Annotated in this window: 17 protein-coding genes; 5 read left to right on the top strand and 12 right to left on the bottom strand. The window is 61.4% G+C overall.

From position 1 onward, the window contains the following. Positions 1-126: 126 nt before the first annotated feature. From AC244Q_RS02805 to AC244Q_RS02760, 10 genes are all read right to left on the bottom strand, one after another. Positions 127-1,947: a methyl-accepting chemotaxis protein gene (locus AC244Q_RS02805; RefSeq protein WP_487764145.1), complete on the bottom strand. Its 1,821-nt coding sequence runs from the start codon at positions 1,945-1,947 to the stop codon at positions 127-129. Between the two features lie 430 nt (positions 1,948-2,377). Next, positions 2,378-2,839: a plant virulence effector HPE1-like domain-containing protein gene (locus AC244Q_RS02800; protein ID WP_128408235.1), complete on the bottom strand. Its 462-nt coding sequence runs from the start codon at positions 2,837-2,839 to the stop codon at positions 2,378-2,380. A 99-nt stretch (positions 2,840-2,938) separates the two neighbouring features. Then, positions 2,939-4,216 carry a phosphoribosylamine--glycine ligase gene (gene purD, locus AC244Q_RS02795; protein WP_128408236.1) on the bottom strand — a complete coding sequence of 426 codons (1,278 nt, stop codon included), beginning with the start codon at positions 4,214-4,216 and terminating at the stop codon, positions 2,939-2,941. A gap of 65 nt (positions 4,217-4,281) precedes the next feature. Beyond that, positions 4,282-6,216: a DUF2207 domain-containing protein gene (locus tag AC244Q_RS02790; protein ID WP_442155820.1), complete on the bottom strand. Its 1,935-nt coding sequence runs from the start codon at positions 6,214-6,216 to the stop codon at positions 4,282-4,284. Positions 6,217-6,252: 36 nt separating this feature from the next. Next, positions 6,253-7,515 carry a 3-phosphoshikimate 1-carboxyvinyltransferase gene (locus tag AC244Q_RS02785; protein ID WP_128407655.1) on the bottom strand — a complete coding sequence of 421 codons (1,263 nt, stop codon included), beginning with the start codon at positions 7,513-7,515 and terminating at the stop codon, positions 6,253-6,255. An 89-nt stretch (positions 7,516-7,604) separates the two neighbouring features. Beyond that, positions 7,605-8,156, bottom strand: a complete 552-nt coding sequence (locus tag AC244Q_RS02780) for a LemA family protein (protein ID WP_012756255.1) — start codon at positions 8,154-8,156, stop codon at positions 7,605-7,607. Between the two features lie 114 nt (positions 8,157-8,270). Continuing rightward, positions 8,271-10,094, bottom strand: a complete 1,824-nt coding sequence (locus AC244Q_RS02775; RefSeq protein WP_012756254.1) for a DUF2207 family protein — start codon at positions 10,092-10,094, stop codon at positions 8,271-8,273. A 94-nt stretch (positions 10,095-10,188) separates the two neighbouring features. Further along, complete coding sequence (locus AC244Q_RS02770) at positions 10,189-11,145, bottom strand: glycine--tRNA ligase subunit alpha (protein ID WP_128407654.1); 957 nt, start codon at positions 11,143-11,145, stop codon at positions 10,189-10,191. Between the two features lie 366 nt (positions 11,146-11,511). After that, positions 11,512-11,703: a membrane protein gene (locus AC244Q_RS02765; protein ID WP_003556931.1), complete on the bottom strand. Its 192-nt coding sequence runs from the start codon at positions 11,701-11,703 to the stop codon at positions 11,512-11,514. Between the two features lie 18 nt (positions 11,704-11,721). Beyond that, positions 11,722-12,582: a S49 family peptidase gene (locus tag AC244Q_RS02760; RefSeq protein WP_012756253.1), complete on the bottom strand. Its 861-nt coding sequence runs from the start codon at positions 12,580-12,582 to the stop codon at positions 11,722-11,724. A 169-nt stretch (positions 12,583-12,751) separates the two neighbouring features. Between AC244Q_RS02760 and AC244Q_RS02755 the strand changes: the two genes are divergently transcribed. After that, positions 12,752-14,092, top strand: a complete 1,341-nt coding sequence (locus AC244Q_RS02755) for an Nramp family divalent metal transporter (RefSeq protein ID WP_128407653.1) — start codon at positions 12,752-12,754, stop codon at positions 14,090-14,092. A gap of 30 nt (positions 14,093-14,122) precedes the next feature. Here AC244Q_RS02755 and AC244Q_RS02750 read toward each other — a convergent pair whose 3' ends face one another. After that, on the bottom strand, positions 14,123-14,893 hold the full coding sequence (locus AC244Q_RS02750) for a tRNA1(Val) (adenine(37)-N6)-methyltransferase (RefSeq protein ID WP_113545783.1): 771 nt from the start codon (positions 14,891-14,893) through the stop codon (positions 14,123-14,125). 6 nt (positions 14,894-14,899) lie between these two features. Next, complete coding sequence (locus AC244Q_RS02745) at positions 14,900-15,127, bottom strand: putative signal transducing protein (RefSeq protein WP_003556924.1); 228 nt, start codon at positions 15,125-15,127, stop codon at positions 14,900-14,902. Positions 15,128-15,235: 108 nt separating this feature from the next. Here AC244Q_RS02745 and AC244Q_RS02740 point away from each other — a divergent pair, with 108 nt between their 5' ends. The 4 genes from AC244Q_RS02740 to moaB all read left to right on the top strand — a co-directional run bounded on the left by AC244Q_RS02740 (position 15,236) and on the right by moaB (position 19,732). Beyond that, positions 15,236-16,252 (top strand): polyprenyl synthetase family protein, encoded by a 1,017-nt coding sequence (locus tag AC244Q_RS02740; protein ID WP_003556922.1) that lies wholly within the window; start codon positions 15,236-15,238, stop codon positions 16,250-16,252. A gap of 133 nt (positions 16,253-16,385) precedes the next feature. After that, positions 16,386-18,218 carry a tetratricopeptide repeat protein gene (locus tag AC244Q_RS02735; protein ID WP_128407652.1) on the top strand — a complete coding sequence of 611 codons (1,833 nt, stop codon included), beginning with the start codon at positions 16,386-16,388 and terminating at the stop codon, positions 18,216-18,218. A 51-nt stretch (positions 18,219-18,269) separates the two neighbouring features. Further along, entirely contained in the window at positions 18,270-19,181 is a 912-nt protein-coding gene (locus AC244Q_RS02730) for a 4-(cytidine 5'-diphospho)-2-C-methyl-D-erythritol kinase (protein ID WP_128407651.1), read from the top strand. Continuing rightward, complete coding sequence (gene moaB / locus AC244Q_RS02725; RefSeq protein WP_012756248.1) at positions 19,181-19,732, top strand: molybdenum cofactor biosynthesis protein B; 552 nt, start codon at positions 19,181-19,183, stop codon at positions 19,730-19,732. Before AC244Q_RS02730 ends, moaB begins: the two co-directional genes overlap by 1 nt. The last annotated feature ends 33 nt before the right edge of the window (positions 19,733-19,765 follow it).

The raw sequence follows: 19,765 nt of genomic DNA, 5'->3' as shown, positions 1-19,765 counted from the left end.
CCACCCTATAAAAAAGCTTTAATTTTATTATTCGCGACGTGCATTTCCCTAAAAATCCGGGGGTGCTTACAAAGCAAAACCGCCGGATTTTCATCCGGCGGTCGAATATCGCTTGTTTTCAAATTTTCAGCTGGCTCGGCGCATCGGTTCGGCCTGGCGGTGCTGTGGTGCACTGACGCGGAAGCCGCGGATGAGGTCGATCAGCTCGTCGGTATCGGTGGCCAGCGTCTCTGCCGATGCCGTGGTCTCTTCGGCCATGGCGGCGTTCTGCTGGGTGGCGGCGTCGAGCTGGTTCATCGACGAGGAGATCGAGCGCAGCGTCGTGTCCTGTTCGGAAGCGCTGTGGGCGATCTTGGCGACGATCTCGTTGGCGGCCTTGATCTGGTCGGAGATCCGCTTCAGCGCCTCGCCTGCCTCGCCGACCAGACGGACGCCATGGTCGACCTGGCTGGAGGAGCGGGCGATCTGATCCTTGATCTCCTTGGCCGCAGCGGCGGAGCGCTGGGCAAGTTCACGCACTTCCTGGGCGACAACCGCAAAACCCTTGCCGCTTTCACCGGCGCGGGCTGCCTCGACGCCGGCATTCAGTGCCAAGAGGTTGGTCTGGAAGGCGATCTCGTCGATGACACCGATGATCTTGGTGATCTCAGAGGACGACTTCTCGATGCCGCTCATCGCCTCGATCGCCTGGGTGACGATCGCATCGCTATGAGTGGCCTCGGTGCTGACCGAGTGGACACGTTTGCTGGCTTCATGCGCGCCGTCAGCCGTCTGACGGACGGCGACGGTGAGTTCATCGAGGGCGGCCGAGGTTTCTTCCAGGCTGGCAGCCTGGCGCTCGGTGCGTTGCGACAGCTCGTTGGAGGCACGGCGGATCTCTTCCTTGCTGGTGCCGATGTCGGTGCCCTTGGCGCTGACCTTGGCCATGGCGGCCTCGAGATGCGACAGCGCATCGTTGAAGTTGTCGCGAAGGGCGGCGTATTTCTGGCCTAGATCGGCGCAGCGGACGGTAAGATCACCACGGGCAATCATCTCCAGCGCCTGGCCGATCGTCGTCACCACGCGTGTCTGGAGCGTTGCTTCATCCTGCTGCTGGCGCAGATTGTTTTCGCGCTCGCTTTCCAGCGCCAGTTGCTGGGCCGCCTCGCGATCGGACATCGCATGACGCTCCCTGATCTTTTCCTGCAGTGACTGCGTCGCCTTCGCCATCATGCCGACTTCGTTGTTCATGCCGGTATGCGGGATGGTGATCGAAACATCCTCTTCGGCGACCGACTGCAGGGCATTGTGGATGTCCTTCAGCGGATGGGAGATGCCGCGGATGAAGAAGACGGCGGCGGCGATGCCGCAGACGAAGACGATCAACGAGGCGGTCAGCGCCTTCCAGATCGTCGCATTGACCTTCTGCTGCAAGTCATCGAGATAGACGCCGGTGCCGACGACGATCTTCCAGGGCTCGAAGGCCTTGGAATAACCGCCCTTGAGGAAGACCTGGTCTTCCGGCTGGCCCGGTTTGGTCCAATAGTAGAAGGTGCGGCCGCCGCCGGCCTTGCCGTTGTCGACCAGCGCCTGGCTGAATTTCGCGCCGGTCTTGTCGACCTGGCCGCTCATGTCCTTGCCGAGATTGACCGGGCTCGGATGAAAAAGCTGAACGACGTTGTAGTCGAAACCGAAGAGGTAACCGGATGGCTGGAAGCTGACGCGCTTCAGGATCTCGAAGGCTTCCGCCTGGGCGGCCTCATGCGTCATCTGGCCGGCCTTCTCGCGCTCATAGAAGGTATTGAGAATGGAGATGCCCGATTCGACCTGTGTGCGCAGCATGTCGAAACGCTCGTCGTAAATTGCCTGTTCGGAGGTGCGGATTTCGAAATAGGTGGCGACTGCAAAAGCAGCCATTAGGACGCCGATCAGCGCAAAAAGTTGATGCGCAATCTTGAGCTTTTTCATGATTTGCCTCGCAAAGCAGCTGAATTAGAAACAATTCCGGATCGGGCAACTCCCGACCTGCGGACGTCTCATATCGCCCGCGCAGCTAGCGCAATCATGCGTCCTCCGGCCTTTCGATTGGTAAAATTAGAGTGGATGGCTGAATTATGTTTTAACGGGTCATGGCTTCTATTTGCATGACTTGTGACGATTGAAATATAACTTCTCGAATAATTTCATAAGTTGCATTTCTTCTATTCAACTTCAATAATTCAGCTTGTGATTGCGCATAAAAACAAGAATGCACCCTCGCTGCTCATCGAGGGTGCATTCGGTCCACCGGTGGTGGGACCCCAATCGATCGAAACCTTGATCAGGCAGGGGCAGGGAACTTATTTGTTTTGGGCAATTCCGGACGGAAATCGCTTCGCACTTTTCCTGGAGGCTGCTCCTAGAAACGCAGCTTGAATTCGGAAGCGTTAAGAGCTGCCGGTTGTTCCGTCATGGCTGCTGCAACAGGCCTGGCGTCGTCGCCAATGACGGCCGCCGTCGTCGCATTCATGTCGATGCCGTCTACCGGCGCCGCCGGCGGCGCGGCCGCAATCATGGATTCAGGCGTCGCCTTGCTGACGAAGACGACCGGCGAGCCGCCCATCCAGCCTTCGGTGCGATAGATCTTCTTTTCGCCGCCGACATCGCGGACTTCACTCGCCTGGAGGACGCCGGGTTTCAGCTCCGGCACCGTATAGTCCTTCTTGGTGAGCTCGGCCTGGAGCGGCGGGCAATGGGCGCAGGTTTCGGTGACGATGCTGCTTTCAGCGCGCGGCGCGGTCTTGCCGACCACCTCTATCGAGGACGCCATCACAGGGCCTGCCATCAGCAGGATTGCCGCACCGAGGAAAATCTGACGCATCAATGCCACTCCGTCTCATCTTGGGAGCAAATTAGCGCAGCTTTGTTTCCATCCCGTCAGGGGAAAGGGTAAAAATTTAAAGAACGGGCCGGTTTATACTCATTCCGAGCCGGTTTCGCGCTCGATCGCCCGCCAGCCGATGTCGCGCCGGCAGAAGCCGTTTTCCCATCTCACCCTGTCGAGCAGCGCGTAGGCGCGGTTCTTGGCCTCGGCGACCGTGCCGCCTGACGCGGTGACGTTCAGCACGCGGCCGCCAGTCGCAACCAGTGCACCGTCTTTCAGACCCGTGCCGGCATGAAACACCTTCTCGCCCTCGCCTGCATCAGGCAGGGAAAGGATCGGCGTGTTCTTCTCGTAGGCGCCGGGATACCCCTTGGAGGCCATGACCACCGTCAGCGCCGGATCGTCGTTCCATTCGGCGCTGACCTGATCGAGCGTGCCGTTGGCGGTGGCGAGCAGCAGCGGCAGCAGATCGCTCTTCAACCGCATCATCATCACCTGGCATTCGGGGTCGCCGAAGCGGACATTGTATTCGATCAGTTCCGGCCCCTTCCGGGTGATCATCAGCCCGGCGAAAAAGACGCCGGAGAAAGGATGACCGCTCTCGGCCATGCCGCGCATCGTCGGTTCGATGATCTCCTTCATCGTCCGCTCGACCATCTCGGCGGTCATGACAGGCGCCGGCGAATAGGCGCCCATGCCGCCGGTATTGACGCCGGTATCGCCCTCGCCCACCCGCTTGTGATCCTGGGCGGTTGCGAGCGGCAGCGCATGCTTGCCATCGCAGAGGCAGAAGAAGCTCGCTTCCTCGCCGTCGAGATAGGCTTCGACGACGACTTCGGCGCCGGCGGCGCCAAAGGCGCCCTCGAAGCAGTCGTCGACCGCGGCCAGCGCCTCGTCCAGCGTCATCGCAACCGTCACGCCCTTGCCGGCAGCAAGGCCATCGGCCTTGACGACGATCGGCACACCCTCGGCGCGGATATAGGCTTTGGCCTTCGGTCCATTGTTGAAGCGCTGGTAGGCGCCTGTCGGAATGTCGTAGCGGGCGCAGATATCCTTGGTGAAGCCTTTGGAGCCCTCGAGCTGGGCTGCGGCAGCGGAGGGACCGAAGACCGCCAGGCCATCGGCGCGCAGCCGGTCAGCGAGGCCGGCAACCAGCGGCGCCTCCGGGCCGACGACGACGAAATCGATCGCCTTGTCCTTGCAGAAGGCCGCGACCGCTTCGTGATCCTCGATATCAACCGGCACCAGCACGGCGTGTTCGGCAATGCCGGGATTGCCGGGTGCGGCGTAGAATTCCGTCATCAACGGCGATTGCGCCAGCTTCCAGGCGAGCGCATGCTCGCGTCCGCCCGATCCGATCAACAGAACCTTCATGCGCGACCCTTTCCTTTTCTGTCTGGCGGTTAAGGGCCAAGGGCCGAAAGGTCAAGCGGGAAAGCTTACCAACCCCCGCCTCCCCCGCCTCCGCCACCGCCGCCCGACGAGCCGCCGCCGGAAAAACCGGAGGATGAGCTCGACGGCGGCGGCGCGGGAATCGTCGACGCGATGGTCGAGGCCATGGACGAGGAAAAGCCGCCGATACGATCGGAAAAGCTGCCGCTGTTGAAATTGCCGGCATACCAGGCGGGCGCATAGGCAGCAGCCGCGCCGGCGGCGGCGGCCGCAAGCCAGGTTTCGAAAGTGCGCGACCAAGGCTTTTCGACGCCGAGCGCCACCGCATAGGGCAGCAGCGTCTCGAAATGCCGCGGCGACATTTCCGGCGCGCCTGCCGTGTTCATCCGGTCCTTCTCGGCAAGCGTCAGATACTGGCGCAGACCGTCTATGCCATCCATCATCTTGGCGCCGAGCGGGGTCGGCGCGCCCATGATGAAGAAATAGAGGATGTTCAAAAGCGCGATGCCGCCGACGGCAAAGAGCATCGGCGTTTCGTGCAGTTCCACCAGCGAGGAGGCAAGCGCCAGAACCAAGGTCGCCAGAATGCCGATGCCGACGAAGACGCCGACGGCGGCGGCGATGATGGCGATGATCTTGCCGAACAGTGATTTGCCGCGATGTAGCGACCTGACGAGGCCGGCGGCGAACACTGCAACGAAGACCGAGATGGCGATCGGGATCAACATCAGCGCGATGGTATCGGGCGCCAGCGAACCGAAGACGAACAGGATCACCAGGGCGGCTGCGCTGAGCGCGATGCCGCCTACGGTATAGGCTAGGTTGGAATTGTAATATTTGCCGCGATGCTCCTTCTCGATCGCCGAGCGGAAGGCCTGGCCGACGGACTTCACCCGCTCGCCATTGGCCTTGTCGATCGTAAGCGTCGAGCCGGCACCGCCGGCGACCTTCAGCAATTCGATTTCACCGGCCTGGAATTTCTCCTTGCCGAGTGGCTTGCCGGTGCCTTGGATGACAATCGAATTCTTCAGGTCTTCGAGCTTGACGTAACCGCGGACGGCAAGATTGAGCGCGGTGGCGGACAGCGCCGTCCAGCCCTCTCCGGAGAAGCCCTTATTGTCGATATAGTTGACCAGCGCCGGCGAGATACCATCAGGCGCGTCCCAGCGTGGCACGACGACGCCACGGGCGGGATCACGGCCGACCTTCAGCCAGGAGCGCGTGTAATAGGCGAAAACGAGGATCAGGCCGCCGAAGCCGATGAAATAATTGCGGTTGTCCTTCAGCCACCAGGTGCTTTCCATATCCGCGCTCGGCGGATCGATCGAACCCTTCGGCATGCGGATCGCGAAGGTCAGGCCTTCGTGGGCATCAAGCGGCGCAATGGTGGAAAAGACCAGGCCAGCGCCGCTCTCGCTGACGCGGGCATTCTTTTCCGTCGCGCCCTGGGGGCCGGTGAAGAAGGTCGTCTCCGTCGCGCCGACGCCGGGCGGCAGCTTCACCGTCGCGGTGGCCGAGCGGATCGGGAAGATCCAGCCATTGCCGGTGACGTTCCAATAGAGTTCGTCGTGATCGTCGAAATAGCGGATCTGGCGATTGGTCCTGTAGGTGAAGACGTATCGATGACGGCCCGGCGTCACGGTCACATCGGCAGAACCGGCATAGATGCGGATGCCGCCTGATATCGATTCGGTGTGCCAGGGCTCGTTATCGCCATCGCGCTGGACCGACACCATATCGAAATCAACGCTGCGGCGGCGGCCCGCGGCATCGGTGAAATAGAGCGGGAAATCACGGAAGATGCCGTGGTTGATCTGATTGCCTTCGGCATTGACGGTGATCGTTTCCGTCACCGTCATCGCACCGCTTTTTTCGAGCGTAATGTCGGAGGCGAAACTGTCGATCACCTCGGCGGCAAAGGCCACCGGGGCGGCGAGCATCAACAGCAGTGCAAAGCAAAATCCGAAAAACCGACGCCCCATCCCTGTCTCCCCGCCGGCAGCCTCGGCTGCGTTTCGTCAATCGTTGTCCTGATAGGTCACGCCGAGTGCTGCCAGCGTCCGCCAATAGGCGGGGAAGGTCTTGCCGACGCAATCGGGATCGAGAATGGTGATGCCGTCGATCTTCAGCCCGGCGAGCGCGAAACTCATGGCGATGCGATGATCGGCGAAGCTGTCGATCTCCGCCGGCAGATGCCTGCCCGCAAGTGCGGGATCGGATTGCACGATCAGATCGTCGCCTTCTTCGCGGGCGAGCCCTGAAACAATGCGGTTGAGGCCGGTCGAGAGCGCCCGGATGCGATCGCATTCCTTGACGCGCAGATTGGCGATGCCGACGAAGCGAACCGGCGTCTGGTTGAAGGCGGCAAGCACGGCAAGGGTCGGAACGGCATCCTGCATCTGCGAGCCGTCGATCTCTGCCGGCAGATGCGGGAATTTGGCGATGATGTCATAGGCGCGCGCATCCGGCTGCGAGAAGGTATCGGAGGGAACACCGAGATCGATCGCGCCGCCGGTCAGGACCTCGGCGGCCCAGAGATAGGTCGCAGCCGAAGCATCGGGCTCGACGATGAAGTCGGCAGCGCGGTAGCCGGTCGGCTCGACGCGCCAGGTGACCGGGCTGGTCTTCTCGACCTTGGCGCCGAAAGCCTTCATCGCCGCGGTGGTCAGATCGATATAGCCGAGCGCGCCGATATCTTCGCCGACGAGTTCGATGTCGACCGGCCGGTCGCCGCCGGCCGCCATCATCAGCAGCGCCGAAACATATTGGCTGGACAGGCCACCATCGATGCGGATGCGGTCGGCCTGGAAGCGGCCGGTGCCCTTGACGGTGACCGGCGGGCAACCGGTCTCCGCACTCACGTCGATGCCGAGCGTGCGCATCGCCTCGACCAGCGGGCCGATCGGGCGCTTGCGCATATGTTCGTCGCCATCGACGATGACGGTGCCGTCGACCAGAGCCGCTGCCGCCGTCAGGAAGCGTGTCGCCGTGCCGGCATTGCCGAGAAAGAGTGGTGCCTTCGGCGACAGCAGCCTGCCGCTGCCCGTGACGACGAAGGTGGTATCGTCAGGCTCGTCGATCGAAACCCCCATGGCACGCAGCGCTTCGGCCATATACAGCGTATCGTCGCTCTTCAGCGCCCCGGTCAGTCGGCTGGTGCCCTTCGCAAGGCCCGCGAGCAGCAGGGCGCGATTGGTGATCGACTTGGAGCCCGGCGGCATGGCGCGGCCCGAAAGCGGCTTGCCCGGCGGGATGATCGTGAGTTTGGCTGTGCGTGTCATGCTGTTCTTCCGTCCATAAGGCGACCATTACCGGCCGCAATCTGCCCTTGCTCTTAATCGCTTTCTGGCAAAGGCAAAATGCCGGATCGTCAGAATTTCACGGTGGGGACGGCGCGGTCGGCTTCGTTGGTGATTTCGAAATATTCCCGCTTGGCAAAGCCGAACTGGCCGGCGACGAGATTGGACGGGAAGCTTTCGACCTTGACGTTCAGGTCGCGGGCCGCACCGTTGTAATAACGCCGCGCCATCTGCAGTTCGCCTTCCATGGTTTCCAGCGAGGCCTGCAGCTCGGCAAAGTTCTGGTTGGCCTTGAGATCCGGATAGGCCTCGGCAAGCGCGATGACGCGGCCGAGCGCCTGGCCGAGCAGACCTTCCGCCTGCGCCCTGCCGGCCACATCGCCTGATGGCACGGCCTGCGCCTTGTTGCGGAGCTCAACCACCTCTTCCAGCGTCGACTTTTCATGAGCGGCATAACCCTTGACCGTCTCGATAAGGTTCGGGATCAGGTCGGCGCGGCGCTTGAGCTGGACGTCGATGCCCGACCAGGCTTCTTCCGCCATCTGTCGCGCGCGAACCAGGCCGTTGTAAATGAAGACGAGATAGAGAGCGATGACAACGATAATAGCGAGTATCACATACATGCAGATGAGCTCCCCCGATTTGATGATCGCACGTTAGTGATTCGGCATAACAAAGTCATCTTGGCGCAGTCATTCTTTGACTGATTTCGATCAGACTTTGAAAATACCGCTCGTCTAAGAACTTATTCGCCAATCCGGAGCATAGGCATCCATCTTCTCGCTCTCTCGCCAGAGGTTGAAACGTTCGGTCCAGCGTTGCTCGACACCAAGCGCGACGGCGAAGGGCAGATGGTGCTCGTAGCATTCGATCGACATTGGCGGGCCATCGATCTCACCGTGGAAATAACGATGCAAACTGAGGATGTGATTGCGGATCTGCCGCTGCTTCGACGTTGGCATGCGCAGCATCGCCAAAACGGCGATAATGCCGGCAATGTGCAGCAAGATCGCCACCAGATATGGCTGCTGTTCGCCGATCACCTCGGTCGTGCCGATATAGCAAAGTGCAACAATCAGTATCGCCGGAAGACCCACAAACAAACTAATCGCCTGTTTGAACTGCTCGGAGGTGCCGGTGGCCACGGGAAACCGCTCTGGATGGCGGAACATTGTTACCACCAGAAAAACAATGAGCAATATCCCGCAGATGGCCGCGGAAAAAATCAAGAGGCCCGACAAATAGGCAGTGGCAATGCCAAGAACTAGAATTGTAGCCGAAGTCGTCAACGCTGCTCGATCTGCGCCGCCTCTAACTTTCCAATATTCCTCGGCGACTATCTGGTGCAAGTCACGTTCGAAACCATACAGGGCATATACGACGGTGCGCCGATCATTGACGGGCCGCTCTCCTTCAATTCGACCAAATACCGAACGTGTCACAGCTGGAAGACCATACCATCTGGCGCGCGCCACCTTGCCCTTCTTGCGCACCTGCCTGGCAGACAAATCCGAAGCTTCAGCATTCTCCCCAAGGCCAGAAATGCGAAGCAGTCTCTTCGTTGCGAGATGGCAGACAGACGCCATGAAGGCCGCCTTTGCAGTATCCGGCTTCCAGTTCCAAAACACATAGGCGGCTAAAGCAGGCGAGATGCTCTCCGTCTTCTTGCTATCGCCAGCAATTGAAGGTGCAGGCAATCGCCAGCCCTGCCCCAATCTCATGAGGACAAACAGACCGGCGATGAGCGGTCCCAAAATGCTTATGAATGGGAGAAAGTGATCGGAAAGCCACCACTGCACCCGCTCGCCGCTCGTTACGGTCACAAAGGTCCCTGCGGGATATTCGATCTCGATGTCCGGCAGCTTTCGATCCGCTTTACCTACTGGAATAGATACCAAGATCTCATTCGGTGCGCTCCGCGTAATGTCATAGCCCGCCGCCCGATCCTGTTGCGAGGGGCGTACCGTTCCGCCCGGCGGCAGCTTCAGAGTAAGCGTTTTTTTCGCTCCCTGGCCGTGCACGCGGCCCATATAGGCCGGCAGGAAGAGAACCTCGTGATCGCCTTCCTGACGAACCAGGCGTCCGAGCCAGTAAGCGATCTGGATCTTTGTAACACCGGTGAGCAGATCTGCAGAACAGCTTTTGCAGTGCTCCGCTCCTATGTAAACCGAATAGCCCGGCACATTGTTTTCTTTGAAATAATATTCGTCGATTCCGTCACGCCGGGCTGCGGCCAGTTCGAAATCGCGCCAGTGAACACCACCTGACGCATCCGTGAAACGTTGAGGGATATCAACGTAGACGCCGCCGTAATTTTCCGCCTTTTTGACCAAAATGTCGAAGTGTTCCGACACAAACGCACTGCCGTCGGTATAGACTTCGATCGTAGTGTTTGCCGAATAGACGGTGAATTCTTTGTCGAAATTGCTGCACGAAGTCAGGACGAACAGCATGGCGCATAAGATGGGCCATGCTAAAAGGCGCAACATCCTGGGGGCGGAATTTTCATACAAAAGTTTAAAGTAAAGAATACCGCTCTTCAAAAGAGATACCGAAGCCATACGTGATCGCAACACCCACAAGACATGTGGGGGCGGTTTGCGCAATACAAAAGAAGCGGAGCGACGGAAGCGACGGAAATTTTCGAGACGGCTTTTACGCCGCCGCTTTCGAGAGATTGACGCCGCCGGCGTCGGTCAGCAGAAAGGCTTCGCCGCAGGCCTTGGCAAGCGTGCGAACGCGCAGGATATAGCTTTGGCGCTCGGTGACCGAGATGACGCCGCGGGCGTCGAGCAGGTTGAAGACATGGCTTGCCTTGATGCACTGGTCATAGGCCGGGAAGACGCATTTGTGCAGGCGCTGGTTGGCGTTGTCGCCGGGGGCGCCGGCATCGAGCAGCGCCCGGCATTCCTTCTCGGCATCGACGAAATGGCGGTGCAGCATCTCGGTATTGGCGAACTCGAAATTATGACGCGAATATTCCTGCTCGGCCTGCAGGAAGACATCGCCATAGCTGATCTTTTCGTCGCCGTCGCGGCCGTTGAAGTTCAGGTCGTAGACATTGTCGACGCCCTGGACATACATGGCGAGCCGTTCGAGACCATAGGTCAATTCGCCAGCGACCGGCGAGCATTCGATACCGCAGACCTGCTGGAAATAGGTGAATTGCGAGACTTCCATGCCGTCGCACCAGCATTCCCAGCCGAGGCCCCAGGCGCCGAGCGTCGGGCTTTCCCAGTCATCCTCGACGAAGCGGATGTCATGCAGCAGCGGATCGAGACCGATCGCCGCCAGCGAGCCGAGATAAAGCTCCTGCAGGTTTGGCGGGTTCGGCTTCAGGATGACCTGGTATTGGTAATAATGCTGCAGCCGGTTCGGGTTTTCGCCATAGCGGCCGTCGGACGGGCGCCGCGACGGCTGGACGTAAGCGGCCTTCCAGGGCTTGGGGCCGAGGGCGCGCAGCGTGGTGGCAGGGTGGAAGGTGCCGGCGCCGACTTCCATGTCATAGGGCTGCAGCACCGCGCAACCCTTGTCCGCCCAGTAATTATGCAGGGTCAGGATCAGCGCCTGGAAGGAGCGCTTCGGGTTCATATGGTCTGGGATAGCTGACATCGAACGGCACCGATTGCTTGGGATTTATCGGCGCGACAGGTGCCATGGAGGGCGGCGGGGGTCAAGACTTTTGCAGCGGCGGAGAGCCATCGAATGCCGATATGGAAGAGGAATTCTTTCTTGTGCTGTGGGGGGTGCCCCCCTCTGTCCTGCCGGACATCTCCCCCACAAAGGGGGAGATCGGCTGGGGGGAATGTGCCGGCTTTCATAACGGCTCCGCGCAGGCGTTCCGTTGTTTGGGGAAGCCTTAGCCACTTGCCGATCTCCCACCTGTGGGGGAGATGCCCGGCAGGGCAGAGGGGGGCTTCCACCTGCAGAGCGCCCGGAGCCATTGCCGGATGAGAGGCAAATGAGTGGCGACGCCTCTTATTCTCCCTCGCGCTTCAGCCGGTACTCTCCCGTCGCCGGGTCCTTGACCAGCGTGCCGATCGCGCCGGTCTGGCGCTCTTTTTCAGCACGGCGCGACTTTTCGGCGAGCTTGCGGGCATCGGAGACGAAGCGGCGGTAAAGCCACCAGGCTGAGAAGACCAGGATCAGAATAGTAATTAACTGCGGCATGCCCCTCTCTTGCTCCCTTCAAAGCCCGAAACGGCTCCACAATGCTCTTTCTTCCGCCGCTTCGACAAGCCCTGTCGCGAGACCGGATGCAGCGTCCTCGAGCGAAACCGGCGACACACCTGGAATCCGGCGGCCGAACAGGCCGCGGCCGGCGGTGACGAGCTCCAGTTTGGTCTTCTGGCCGTAGCGCCTCTTCAATTCCTGGCGCATATCGCCGAGGCCATCGATGAGGCCGAGTTCGAGGCCGCGCGTGCCGCTCCAGAACAGGCCGGAAAATACCGTCGCATCGTCCCTCAGCTTGCTGGCGCGACGTTCGCGCACCATGGAGATGAAGACCTGGTGGATTTCGAGCTGCAGGCTCTTCAGATACTCGATATCCTTTTCCTTTTCCGGCTGGAAGGGATCGAGGATCACCTTGTTTTCGCCCGCCGTATAGACGCGGCGTTCGACGCCGATCTTCTTCAAGAGTTCGGGAAAGCCGAAACCGCCGGAAACGACGCCGATCGAGCCGACGATGGAGGTGGCGTCGGCAATGATCTCGTCGCCGGCAAGCGCGATCATGTAACCGCCGGAGGCAGCGACATCCTCGACGAAGACCAGAACCTTCTTCTGTTTCTCACGGGCGAGCTCGCGAATGCGGGTGAAGATCAGGCGCGACTGGACGGGCGAGCCGCCCGGCGAATTGATGGAGATGGCGATCGCCGGCGCGTCCTTCATGGCGAAGGCCTTTTCCAGAACCGGAGAGACATTGGCGAGATTGAGGGTCGGTCGGAACTGGCCGCCGCCGCTGATAATCGCCCCTTGCAGCCGGACGACCGGAATGGTGATGCCGTCCTTGCGGAACCGTTTCGGCAGCAGTTTTCTCAAGAATCCGGCCATTTTCCATCCTTCGCTTCGGGTCGCACGATCGCCTCCATGTATGCGCTGGAACGGCAAACGCAATGGCCGCGTTCCTGAAAATAGCGGGTTTGAATTTGTTATTGCGAATGACTTGCATTATCATTCTAATTCGTCATAGTGCGCTGACGATAAAACAGGTGGAAATCGCATGGACGCCCTCAATCCGAATGCAAAGAACGGCTGGCGGCACGAACGCGGAGAAGCGTCGCTGTCGGATGTTTACCGCACCGTCGGTACTGGGCGTCACAGCTCGAGATGGCGAAGGGCGGCAGCCTTCGCCGGACCGGGCTACATGGTCGCCGTTGGCTATATGGACCCCGGCAACTGGGCGACCTCGCTCGCCGGCGGCTCGAAATTCGGCTATGCGCTGCTCACCGTCGCTCTGCTTTCCAACCTGATGGCGATCGTGCTGCAATCGCTCTGCGCGCGCCTGGCGATCGCCTCCGGCCGCGACCTCGCCCAGGCCTGCCGCGACGCCTTTCCGAAATATGTCTCGCTGCCGCTCTGGGCCTTTGCGGAAATCGCCATCATCGCCACCGATATCGCCGAGGTGATCGGCACGGCGATCGGCCTCAACCTGTTGATGGGCATCCCGCTCGAACTCGGCGTGCTGATCACCGCGCTCGACGTCTTCGTGATCCTCTTCCTGCAGAAGCTTGGCTTCCGCTGGGTGGAAGCCTTCATCATCGCGCTGCTCGGCGTTATCGCCGTCTGCTTCGGCGTGCAGATACTGCTGGCCGACCCGCAATGGGGCGCGGTCCTCACCGGCTTCTTCCCGACGACGGAGATCGTCACCAATCCCGAGATGCTCTATCTGGCGCTCGGCATTCTCGGCGCGACCGTCATGCCGCACAATCTCTACCTCCACTCCGGTATCGTGCAGACGCGGGCCTATGGCCATACGGTTCCCGAAAAGAGGGAGGCGCTCACCTTTGCGACGATCGACTCGACCGTCGCGCTCTGTTTCGCGCTGCTGATCAACGCCTCGATCCTGATCCTGGCTGCCGCCGCCTTCAATGCGCACGGCAAGACTGACGTCGTCGAACTCGGCGATGCCTATTCGCTGCTGTCGCCGCTGCTCGGCCTCGCCGTCGCGCCGACGCTGTTCGGCATCGCGCTTCTCTGCTGCGGTCTCAACTCGACGGTGACGGCGACGCTTGCCGGCCAGATCGTCATGGAAGGCTTCCTCAAGATTCGGCTGAAGCCGTGGGTGCGCCGCCTGATTACCCGGGCCATCGCCATCGTGCCGGCAGCGATCGTCACCATCTGGTATGGCGACCAGGGCACGGCAGAGCTTTTGATCCTGACCCAGGTGGTGCTCAGCCTGCAGCTTTCCTTCGCCGTCTTCCCGCTGGTGATGTTCACCGCCAACAAAGCCAAGATGGGTGAACTCGTGGCACCGCGCTGGCTGAGTGGGGTTGCGTATCTGATCGCGATCGTCATCGCCGGGCTGAACGTCAAGCTGCTCTTCGACTTCGTCACCGGCTGAAGCATTTTTCAGGAAAAGTGTGGCGCCAGTCTAAAGCCTGGCATAGGCCGCCCGGCCATTATTGAAATCATCAACGAGAGGGGAGAACTTGTGGCTCCCCTCTTCGTGCATGATGAGGGCCGCACGCAGCGACAGCCGCGCCCGCGATCCCTTGATACCAGTCACCAGTATCCGCACGGCGTTTTCACCCTGACGCGGATGGATGGCGGTGATCTCGATGCCGCCGAAGCGCCGGCCGCAGGCGGCGACGATCTCGGCGATCGACTGTGGCCTGGCGATCAGCGACAATTGCCCGCCTGGGATTATGATGGCGCCGGCGGTGCGGATCCAGCTTTCGAACAGGCCGTCGGTCATCGCATGGGCTTCGGCCTTCAGCGCGTCCGGTGTGCGCCGGTCGCCGGCGTCGTTGAAGGGCGGGTTCATGATGACGTGGTGGAAGCTCTCATCGGTGAGCCCGGCATCGTTGCGCGCCTTGGCGGTCAGCGTCACATCGGCCTCGACGACGCTGACGCGGCCGGCGACATGGGCATTGTCAGGCAGCAGGATGCTGCGGCGGGCATAATCGGCCATCTCGGCCGAGCGCTCGAAAAGCACGACTTGCGTATTGGCAAGCCGCGAGGCGACGGCAAGGCCGGCAGCGCCGGCGCCGGCGCCGAGATCGGCGACCCTGACCGGACGATCGTCGGCGACGAGCGCCGCAAGCAGCATCGCATCCATGCCGGAGCGATGACCCCTGCCCTTCGGCTGCACCACATGGAAGCCGCCGCGATGAAAGGCATCGACAGTGTCAGTGGCGGTCATCGGAGCTCACTTCCGCTCGCGCAGCTCGCCGCCGAGACCGGCATCGGTGAGGATGCGGCGCGCCTGATCGGCCATCTCCTCATCCACCAGCAGGCGGCGCGACAGCATGCCGAGCGAGCCTTCCAGCACGCTCATGCCCTGATCGGCGATGAAGCAGTGAATTCCGGCATCCTTCATCAAACTCTCGGCAAAGGAGAGCAGAACGGGGTCGTTGGCGCGGATAAGCTCATGCATTTGCCGTCGTTTTCCTTCCAATTTCGCTCGGCGCGACAATTCACCCCTTGCCGCGTCCATCGCCCCTTTCTATTGTCAGGTGCAATGAATGAATAGGAGTCCGGGTCGTTGGGCGTGGTCATACCGCTTGAAGAAAGCAAAAACAAACTGGCATCCATAAAGCCGCTGGTCGATCTCACCAGGGCGGATATGGAGCGAGTAAACCAGCTCATTCTGTCTAAGGCCGGCTCCGACGTGCAGATGATCCCCGAAGTGGCGAACCATCTGATCTCGTCCGGCGGCAAGCGGCTACGGCCGATGCTGACGCTGGCTTCCGCCTCGCTGTTCGACTACAGGGGCGAAAACCACGTCAAGCTCGCCACATCGGTCGAGTTCATGCACACGGCAACGCTGCTGCACGACGATGTCGTCGACGAAAGCGATCTGCGCCGCGGCAAATCGACGGCGCGGATGATCTGGGGCAACCAGGCAAGCGTGCTGGTCGGCGACTTCCTGCTCGGCCAGGCCTTCCGGATGATGGTCGATGTCGGCTCGCTCGATGCACTCGACGTGCTGTCTTCCGCCGCCTGTGTGATCGCCGAAGGCGAGGTGCTGCAGCTTTCCGTCGCCAAGAACATGGAGACGACGGAGGACGATTATCTCTCCGTCATCCGCGCCAAGACGGCGGCTCTCTTTGCCGCCGCCGCCGAAGTCGGGCCAATCGTCGCCGAGGCCGGCCGGTCCGGCCGCAATGCGCTGAAATCCTACGGCATGAATCTCGGGCTCGCCTTCCAGCTGGTCGACGACGCGCTCGACTATGGCGGCAAGGCGGCCGATCTCGGCAAGAATGTCGGCGACGATTTCCGCGAGGGCAAGATCACCCTGCCGGTCATTCTCGCCTATCGCCGCGGCACCGAGGACGAGCGCGCGTTCTGGCGCGATGCGATCGAAGCCGGCAACAGCACCGACGCAAACCTCGAAAAAGCGCTGGGGCTGATCACCAAATATGGCACGCTGAGCGACACGATCGGCCGCGCGATCCATTACGGCACGATCGCACGGGATGCGCTTGCGCCCCTTCCCGATACGGTCTGGAAATCCGCCCTGATGGAAGTGATCGACTTCTGCATCGAGCGCGTCAATTGATCAAACGTCCTTGATCGCAGGCTGATTTTCTTGCGGCGCCGCTTCAAAAAAGCCATCCTGTTATGAATCAGTGATCGCAACTTGTTTTGCGACCGGCACATTGTCCGGGACGCTGTCGAAGAAAGGTTTCCTAATGCGGCAGAGACTTGCCATCCGTCTTCTTACGAGCGCAGCGCTTGCCGCTGTCCTTTCGCTCAGCGGTGTCGGCGGCGCGAACGCCGAGGATGCGGCCAAGACAGACGATGCCGGCACGGCCGTTCACTTCGATGCAGACAGCGTCACCACTTTCTCCGGCGCCTTCCTCGCCGCGCGCACGGCCGATGTCGATCATGACTACGAAACCGCGATCGAACTCTACAAGAAGGCGCTGCAGATCGAGCCCGGCAATCCCGAGATTCGCCAGCGGCTGATGATCTCGCTGCTGCTAAATGGCGATATCAAGGACGGCGTCAAATATGCCAACGACCTGAAGGGCGATCCTTCCGTCGAGCGCATCACCACGATCGTGCGCGGCATGGATGCCGTGCGCCGCGACGACTACAAGTCCGCCGAGGCCATCCTGAAATATAAGGGGCCAAACGATCTCGACCGGATGATGAACGACCTGCTGCTCGCCTGGGCCCGCGTCGGCGCCGGCCGCGGTAAGGAAGCGCTCACCATGGTCGAGAAGATGAAGGGCCCGGACTGGTTCCGCATCTTCCAGAATTACAATGCCGGCGCGATCGCCATCGTCACCGGCGACGTGAAATCCGCCCACCAGCATCTGAACGATGCCGTGCTCGACAAGGAAGGCGGCGCGACGGCGCCCGACACCTTCATGCGCGCCGTGATGGCGCTTGCCCGCCTCGAAGCAACACAAGGCAATAAGCAGAAGGCGCTCGACGCCGTTTCCGTCGGCGACAACCTGCTGCCGAATTATGCGCCGCTGAACGCGCTGCGCGACAGTATCGAGAAGAACGAGAAGCAGGACCAGCAGGTCAAGACGGCCGAAGAGGGTGCTGCCGGCGTGCTCTTTTCGGTCGGCGGCGCGCTGAACCGCGACGGCGCCGAAGACATCGTCTCGCTGTATCTGCAGACGGCCAATGCGCTCGATCCGAACAGCGCCGATACGCTGGTGCTGCTTGGCGGCATTGCCGAGAAGCAGAACCAGATGGACCGCGCCATCGCGCTCTACAAGAAGGTGCCGGAGAATTCGCCGATGCGGCGCATCTCCGAGCTGCAGCTCGGCCTTGCGCTTGCCCAGGGCGGCAAGGTGGATGAGGCGCGCAAGCACCTGCAGGCGCTTATCACCTCCGACCCGAAGGACATCCGCAGTTACCTCGCTTATGGCAGCGTGCTCTCCGACGCCAAGGACTACCAGGCGATGGCCACGAATTACGACAAGGCCGTCGAAACGATCGGCCCCATTCCCGGCCGCGCCAACTGGAGCGTCTTCTTCCAGCGCGGCATCGCCTATGAGCGGCTGAAGAAGTGGGACCAGGCGGAACCGAACTTCCGCAAGGCGCTGGAGCTCAATCCCGACCAGCCGCAGGTGCTGAATTATCTCGGCTATTCCTGGATCGACATGAACCGGAACCTCGATGAAGGTCTCGGCATGATCAAGAAGGCCGTCGACCTTCGCCCTGACGACGGCTACATCATCGATTCGCTCGGCTGGGCCTATTTCCGCCTCAACCGCTTCGACGATGCCGTCGACGAGCTGGAGCGGGCCGCACAGATCAAGGCCGGCGACGCGACGATCAACGACCATCTCGGCGATGCCTATTGGCGCGTCGGGCGCAAGCTCGAGGCCGTCTACCAGTGGAACCGGGCGCTCGCCTCCGAGCCCGAAGCTGCCGAGATCCCGAAGATCAAGGACAAGGTCGCCAACGGCCTGCCTCCCGCCAGTGACGATGCCAAGGCGGCCGACAAGAAGCAGCCGGATCCGGCGCCCGTCACCCCGCCGCCGGTCGACAAGAAATCCTGACGGACCATGCCTGATGAGGGCGTGGCCGGCGTGAGATCAAAGAAATAGAGCATGATGTCGTCCGAAAACCGCTCACACTTTTCGGCATCATGCTCTAGCTTTTCCGAGGAAGCACGCGCGAAAATCAACCTCGCCCTGCATGTGACGGGCCAACGGCCGGATGGCTATCATCTGCTCGATATGCTGGTGACCTTCGCAGGTCACGGCGATCGGCTGGACTTCATGCGGTCGCCGACCGACGCATTGACCCTGTCCGGCCGTTTTGGCGAAACGCTTGCCGGCGACGGCGGCACCAACCTGGTGCTGAAGGCCCGCGACCTTCTGCGTGAGGTGGTCGGTCCCCTCGCCTTTCCCGTCCGCATCCATTTGGAAAAGAACCTGCCTGTTGCCTCCGGCATCGGCGGCGGCTCGGCCGATGCGGCCGCGACGCTGCGCGGGCTGATGCGGCTCTGGGGCACGACGTTATCTGCGGAGACGCTCGCAGCATTGGCTCTGAAGCTCGGCGCCGACGTGCCGATGTGCCTGGAGAGCCGGCCGCTGATTGCCCGCGGCATCGGCGAAAAGATCGAACCGGTGCCTGATCTGCCGGCCTTTGCCATGGTGCTTGCCAATCCGCTGAAGGGCGTCGCGACGCCTGAGGTTTTCCGCCGGCTGGCGACAAAGAACAATCCGGCCCTGAGCCTGGCTTTGAGCGGGTCTCAGGCTGCCGACTGGCTCGCGGCGATTGCTGCTGCCCGCAACGACCTGGAGCCGCCGGCGCGCGAACTCGTGCCCGAGATTGCGGCGATCTCGGCGATGCTGCAGGCTCGCGGCGCCCTGTTGACCCGCATGTCCGGTTCCGGCGCCACCTGTTTCGGCATCTTTGCGAGCATGACTGCTGCCGAAGGTGCGGCGGCAGCTCTTCACGACAAGCGCCCTGACTGGTATTTCCAGGCGACAGAAACGGTTTCGGGAGGCGCGTGATGGCAGGTCTGGACGAAAAGCGACCCTTCATCGCGGTCGGCATTGCGGTTTTGACGATCTCGGATACCCGCACGCCGGAGACGGACAAATCAGGCGACACGCTGGCGGCGCGGATCAGGGAGGCGGGGCACAGGCTGGTCGACCGGGGGATCGTGCCCGATGATCGCGAAAAGATTGCCGCGCGGGTGAAGGCCTGGACTGAGAACCAAGACATAGACGTCGTCATCACCACAGGCGGCACCGGCTTTACCGGCCGCGACGTGACGCCAGAGGCGCTGGAGCCTTTGTTCGAAAAGCGGATGGACGGCTTTTCCGCCATTTTCCACCGGATCTCCTACGAGAAGATCGGCACGGCGACGATCCAGTCGCGCGCCACGGCGGGCGTTGCCAACGCCACCTTTATCTTCGTGCTGCCGGGTTCGCCCGGCGCCTGCCGGGATGCCTGGGACGGCATTCTGAAAGGACAGCTCGACTATCGCAGCGCGCCGTGCAATTTCGTCGAGATCATGCCGCGGCTGGACGAGCACCTGAAACGCGGCGCGACGAAGTAGGGCATGGTTGCCCCTGGCACACCAGGAGCATTC

Source organism: Rhizobium sp. CB2179 (assembly GCF_057653455.1).
This window is presented reverse-complemented; position numbering and strand designations above follow the sequence as displayed.